Below are 4057 nucleotides of genomic sequence, written 5' to 3'. Positions count from 1 at the left end.
GACGAGTTCGCCGATCATCATGCCGTTGGCCTGGTGCGGCACGAAGTGGTCGACGTCGCCGGGCGTGACCCCGGCCCGCTTGAGCAGGTCGGCCAGCACCGGCGGCACCCCGGCCAGCACGAAGTCGCGCACCCCGCGGCCGTTCATCCGGAAGTAGTGGTCGCCGTCGGCCACGGTCTCGGCGGACGCGGGCAGCCGGCTGCCCCCGGCCTTGACGTGGATGAGCTCGTTGGCGTCGCCGCGGGTGATCAGCTCGACGTCGACCAGCCCGTACGGCGCCGGCACGGCACCGACCACGGCGGCCCCGGCCCCGTCGCCGAACAGGATGGCGGTGCGCCGGTCGCCGAAGTCGAGGATCCGGGAGTAGATGTCGGCCGCGACCACCAGGACGACCGCCTCGGGCCGGGTGGCGACGAGGCTGTCGGCCAGGGCCAGGCCGAAGATGAAACCGGCGCAGACGACGTTGATGTCGAAGGCGGCCGCCCGGTGCGCGCCGATGGCGTGCTGCACGAGCGAGGCGGTGGGCGGCTGCGGCGAGTCACCGGTCGAGGTGGAGACGATCAGGTAGTCGATCCGGTCGGCGTCGATCCCGGCCCGGGTGAGCGCCGCCAGCGCGGCCTTGGTGGCCAGGTCGGAGGTCGCCTCGTCGGGGGCGGCGAAGCGGCGGGCCTCGATCAGGGTGCGACGGGAGATCCACTCCGGTGTGGTGTCGGTCACCAGCTCCATCAGAGCCTCGTTGGTGACCTCGTGCTCGGGCAGGTAGGAACCCGTGCCCAGGATGCCGATTCGCGCTACCGGTTGCATGTCCCCGCTTATCGGCGCGGCGGTGACCCGGTTGAGGATCGGCCGGGCGGTTTTCCTGAGCCGGGGTCGGGCCTGCCGGGGCGTGCGGTCCGGCGATCACCAGTGATAATCATGACTGTGACGAATTGGGAGTACGCACGACTCGAGTACCGGGCGGCCGGCACCTTCGGGGCCGACAGGTTCATGGACTGGACGGCCACGTTCCACCACCCGGGTGGGACGCTGCGCTGGGGCACCGACGAGCGTTTCGACGACCTGCGTCACCTCAACCGGGCCGGGGCGGCGGGCTGGCAGGCGTACGACCGGGCCGCGATCCATGTGATCAACGAGCCGCACCGGCTGCACGGGGTCACCTACTCGATGCGGCGCCCGATCCCGTAGGGCCCGCCCTCGCGGCGCCTACAGGCAGCACCAGCAGTAGAGGTGCTCGCCGGCGTCGCGGGCGCGCCGGGCCAGGCCGGCGATCTCCTCGATGATCGGCACCAGGTGCTCCGGCGGCAACGGGCCCGACGAGGCCAGCTCCTCGATGCGGCCCCACTGCGCCGACAGCTCGCTCGTCCGCGCACCGGGAGCGATGGCCGCGAGCGTGTCCCGGGTGGTGTCCTCGATGGACATCATCCAGGGACCCTCGTCGCCGCCGCTCCAGAGCAGCTCGGTGCCGACCACGTGGGGATGCCACGGGACACCGGCGGCCAGAGCCACGAGCTGGCCGAGGATCACATGCGGCTCGAGGCCCTTCAGGTCGATCGCGTCCAGCCGGCCGTCACCCGCCACCGCGACGGGACCGCCGTCGGTCTGCTCCATCAGGCTGATCGCCGCCGCGTCGTCCGCGGCGCGGAAGTAGTCGCACAAGACACCCATGCCCGGAAGCTGACCACACCGGTACGACACTTCCGGCGCCGGGAGGTACGCGGCCGCCACCGCGTACCTCCTCGGACCGTGCGGGTCAGCTGCTGAAGACCTCGAACTCCGCGGCCACCACGTTGGCGGCGGCGGGTGCGGCGGTCGCGCAGTCGCTGGCGCTGCGCGGGTCGTTCTCCTGCTCGCCGGCGTACAGCGGGTTGCCCGTGCACTGGTTGGTCACCACGCGCAGCTTCACGTGGGTCGCCAGGGTCGGGCGGACGGAGAACGACTTGATCAGCAGGTTGGGCACCTTCGGCCGGAACGAGCCGGTGTCGAAGGCGTTCGCCGGGCTGGCGTACGCCACCTTGTAGCCGGCGTCGGTGGCGCAGTCCGCACCCGCGGTCGCGTTGCAGGTGAGGATCTCGAACTGGCGCACCGTGCTGTACATCGACGCGGTCGTGGCGCCCGGACCCGGGAAGGTGCTCAGCTGCACCCGGGAGACCAGCTTGGCCGTGTCGGCCGGCAGGTCGACGGTGACCTGGCGGCCCGCCGCCCCGCCGGTGGCGGACCACGCGGCGTTCTCGGCGTCATCGGTGAGCCGGCCCAGGTTGGTGCCGTCGCCGGTGATCGTGGCGCCGGACGTGGCCGAGGCCAGGTTGGCCGGCATGACCACGCCGACCGTCGCGGTGACACCCGGGTAGACGGTCTGGGTGAACCGCTTGTGGCCGAAGCCCGCGCCGATGGCGAGGAACTTGTAGGTGCCCGGGGCCAGCGTGACCGTGGCCGGCAGGTCGGTGGCCGGGTCGGTGTCGGCGATCGGCGTCGTGCCGAACTCGTGGTCGCCGACGTAGAGCCGGACCGGCTTGCCCGCCGCCTCACCCAGCGCCTTGAACGTCACCTCGACGTTGTCGGCGTACGGCGACGCGAAGCTGGGCACCGGGTCGGTGTCCGACGGCCCGCTGGACGCACCGGCGCCCATGCCGCGAGCGGAGAACGCGTTCCACAGCAGGTCGGCGTTCGCCCCGTCGAAGCGCAGCGCGTCGGCGGTGATCATGTTGTCGCGCATGTCGAGCATGCTGATCGAGCCGGTCGCCGCGAGCAGGTACGAGTCGAACACCAGCTGCGCCCAGCGCCGGTTGCCCGGGCACTCGGTCGCCGGTGTCGCCCCGGACGCGCAGCTCTCCTGCAGGGCCCGGGTGCCCGAGCCGTACCGGGTGACGAAGGCGCGCCGCACGTCGAAGTTCGTGGCGCTCCAGATCTCACCGTCGGCGTGCACGGCCGCACCGCGGTCGTAGCCGTAGTTCGAGTAGTTGAGCGGGCTGGTGCTCATGTCGTAGTTGCGGATGCCCGTGCTCACGTCCCCGGTCACGTACGCGCCGGTGACGTACGGCGTGTTCCCCCGCGGGGTGTAGCCGCTCTCGAACAGGTACTCCATCGCCAGCAGGTCGGACCAGCTCTCGCCCATCGCCCCGCCCTGGCTGGAGCTGATGCCGCTGTCCGGCCCGGCGATCATCCGGTTGCTGATCGCGTGGGTGTACTCGTGCCCGATCACCGTCATGTCGAAGTCCCCGTCGACACACGGCGGGTACGCGCTGCCGGCGAACGGCTGCCACATGTACATGTTCGTGGTCGGCTGCATGCCGTCCGGCGGGGTCGCCTGGTTGGCGTTGTTGCGCGTGGTCGCGGTGGCCGCGCCCTGCTGGGCGTTGCCGCGCTCGGCGTCGCCGCCCTTGCCGTACGGCAGCACGTTGGTCTTCTGCAGGTTCCAGGTGGCCTCGGTGAAGCCGAGCCGGTAGGACCAGTCGTGCATCCGGTTGTGCATGGCGAACAGGTTCGCGGTGGCCGCGTCGGCGTCGGCCTGCTCGGGCGAGGTCAGCGCGTTCGGGTCGCACTTGCGGGTGTTCCACTGGTTGGTGAACGGGTAGACGTACTCGCGGTCGGGCCGGGTGGCGGCGGGCACCGCCGGGTTCCCGTTGCCCCACAGCCGCACCGAGTCGGCCGAGTTGCCGCTGCTGGTGAAGGTCGGCGTGCCGGTGGCCGGGTCGATGTCCCAGGGCTTGCCGGTGGCCGGGTCGAGCACCTGGCGGGCGCAGCCGGGCGCGGTGGTCGCGCACCACGTCTGCCGGGTGTCGGTGCCGGCCGCGGTCGGCGTGGCCGGGAAGACCTTCCAGTGCGGGTCGTCCTCGGCGAAGTTGACGAGATTCTCGCGGAGCAGCACCTTGCCGTCGCGGGCGTCGATGTAGGTCGTGTAGCCCAGCGGGTGGTCGGCGTCCTTGCTCAGCACGACGACCTCGTACGCCGTGCGCGGGGCGGCGCCGGGCATCGGCACCGCGACCTGGCGGACCCGGGAGTCGGCGAGCTCGTCGCGGGCGATGCCGGCGTCGGCCAGGGCGGCGGCCAGCGCGGCGAC

Annotated in this window: 4 protein-coding genes; 1 reads left to right on the top strand and 3 read right to left on the bottom strand. The window is 71.9% G+C overall.

Translation table 11 applies throughout. The features are described 5' to 3' along the window. Window positions 1-804: ketoacyl-ACP synthase III (locus AB0C29_RS36970; RefSeq protein WP_360830531.1), on the bottom strand; the 804-nt coding region annotated here is incomplete at its 3' end. Between the two features lie 111 nt (window positions 805-915). Between AB0C29_RS36970 and AB0C29_RS36965 the strand changes: the two genes are divergently transcribed. After that, on the top strand, window positions 916-1185 hold the full coding sequence (locus AB0C29_RS36965; RefSeq protein ID WP_360542588.1) for a hypothetical protein: 270 nt from the start codon (window positions 916-918) through the stop codon (window positions 1183-1185). Window positions 1186-1203: 18 nt separating this feature from the next. On the opposite strand, the gene AB0C29_RS36960 is transcribed toward AB0C29_RS36965, so the two are convergent. Beyond that, window positions 1204-1665, bottom strand: a complete 462-nt coding sequence (locus tag AB0C29_RS36960; RefSeq protein ID WP_360830528.1) for a hypothetical protein — start codon at window positions 1663-1665, stop codon at window positions 1204-1206. An 85-nt stretch (window positions 1666-1750) separates the two neighbouring features. After that, window positions 1751-4057: M36 family metallopeptidase (locus tag AB0C29_RS36955; protein WP_360830526.1), on the bottom strand; the 2307-nt coding region annotated here is incomplete at its 5' end.

Source organism: Actinoplanes sp. NPDC048791 (assembly GCF_040650095.1).
In the GTDB taxonomy this organism is placed as follows: domain Bacteria; phylum Actinomycetota; class Actinomycetes; order Mycobacteriales; family Micromonosporaceae; genus Actinoplanes.
Note: the sequence above shows the minus strand (reverse complement) of the source record. Positions and strands in the feature narration are given on the sequence as shown.

Excerpts from the sequence above, each read along its gene's own strand:
- AB0C29_RS36965 (WP_360542588.1), top strand. The coding sequence starts at position 916 with ATGACTGTGACGAATTGGGAGTACGCACGACTCGAGTACCGGGCGGCC.
- AB0C29_RS36960 (WP_360830528.1), bottom strand. The coding sequence starts at position 1,665 with ATGGGTGTCTTGTGCGACTACTTCCGCGCCGCGGACGACGCGGCGGCG.